Source organism: Gelidibacter sp., assembly GCF_035577925.1.
In the GTDB taxonomy this organism is placed as follows: Bacteria; Bacteroidota; Bacteroidia; order Flavobacteriales; family Flavobacteriaceae; genus Gelidibacter.
Genome location: NZ_DATJCY010000061.1, coordinates 1 through 1,752, shown reverse-complemented (window position 1 = coordinate 1,752; position 1,752 = coordinate 1). Strand labels below are relative to the sequence as shown.

General features: G+C 36.1%; 2 protein-coding genes. Both read right to left on the bottom strand.

The genetic code is table 11. The features are described from left to right. Window positions 1-1,182, bottom strand: a 1,182-nt coding sequence (locus tag VNJ50_RS01860; RefSeq protein ID WP_325578504.1) for a class I SAM-dependent DNA methyltransferase, incomplete at its 3' end; no start/stop codon positions are given. 2 nt (window positions 1,183-1,184) lie between these two features. Next, a complete protein-coding gene (locus VNJ50_RS01855; RefSeq protein WP_325578502.1) occupies window positions 1,185-1,433 on the bottom strand; it encodes a helix-turn-helix transcriptional regulator in 249 nt (82 codons plus the stop codon). Between the last annotated feature and the right edge of the window lie 319 nt (window positions 1,434-1,752).

The following is a 1,752-nucleotide window of genomic DNA, read 5'->3' as shown; positions in this document are numbered from 1 at the left end:
TTTATTGCCATCTTTCACAAAACCTTTACTGGCATCTATCATAAAAATGCCTTTGCGCTGGTCGGCATCTTCTTTGTCTAAAACAATAATACAGGCTGGAATTCCTGTTCCGTAAAACAAGTTGGCAGGCAAACCAATAATGCCTTTGATATAGCCTTTTTTGATAATGTTTTTTCGGATGGCACCTTCCGCATTTCCTCTGAACAATACACCATGAGGCAATACGACTGCACCTTTTCCTTTTGATCGCAATGATTTGAGGATATGCAATAAGAACGCATAATCGCCATTTTTATCAGGAGGTGTTCCCAAATCAAAACGACCGTATTCATCATTATTAATATGTACGCCATTACTCCAACTTTTCAACGAAAACGGCGGGTTTGCCACAATATAATCGAAAGTTTTAAGCCCTGATTCATCGTTGTCATTTTTCCAATAAGGCCGGGAAAGCGTATTGTCTGCTATTATTTCTGCGGATGGATTTCCGTGCAGAATCATATTCATTTTGGCAAGGTTGGCAGTTGCTATCTCTTTTTCCTGTCCGTAAAGTGTAATGTTTTTCTCTGCTTCCTCTGCTACTTTTAATAACAGCGAACCCGACCCACACGTTGGATCATACGCTGTGGTTTGTGCTGTTGAGTTACTGCTATTGATGCCTATTACCTTTGCTAAAACACGACTTACTTCAGCAGGTGTATAAAACTGTCCTTTCGATTTCCCCGATTCAGTAGCGAAGTGGCGCATTAAATACTCATACGCATCGCCCAAAAGATCATCGTCATTCGCGTTATTACCCGAAAAATCCAAATCAGGCGAATTAAAGATAAGGATAAGGTTGCTGACGGTATCAATCAAATCTTTTCCCTTACCTAATTTTCCTTCGTCGTTAAAATCAGGAAAATCATTCAGTCTATTCGCTTCTTTAATCGGATTCAGGATTTTTTTATTGATGTCATCCCCAATATTCGACGTTCCGACTAAAGCCACCATATCGTCAAATGATGCGCCTTCAGGAACGTTTATTGCTGAAAACTTTTTACCCTTATATTTATCAGATATGTATTTTACAAACAAAAGTGTGAGTACATAATCTTTATATTGTGAGGCATCCATTCCGCCTCGTAATTCATCACAGCTTTTCCACAGGGAACTGTACAGTTCCGATTTTTTTATTGCCATTTTTATAAGTCAATTCTAATGTTTCCACCAAACCCTTTTTCTACTATCTCTATAAAGGTTTGGATTTTAATATTACTTCCTTGTTTGCTTTCAATCCTAGAGATGTAGCTTCTCTTTTTACCAACCTTTAAGGCAAGCTGCTCTTGCGTTAAATGCTTTTTCTCTCGAATTTCTTTTATGATAATCCCAAGGTTTTCTTTTGATAAATTCATTGCGATATATTCCTGAGTTATTTGCCAAATGTAACTCATCTGTAACATCAATCAAAGTAATATTTATAGGAACAGATGTCTTTTTTTGTTAATAAAAGAACCTTATAGACTCTTTCCTTTACTTGTTTTCTTCATTCGATTAAGAAGCTGTTTCTAATAATACCTCAGAAACTCTGGTTTGCCCTGAATGTTTAGCAATCTTACATTATGGATTGTACCTCGTTCCTATCAGAATACAGGTGAAACAGGTATATAAAAGCTGCTTTTTAGAGTGAAAAATAAAAAAAGCTATGTTTTTGGGATCCAAAAAACATAGCTTTTAAATTATCTTATGTTTAACAACAGTCTTAAATTATAT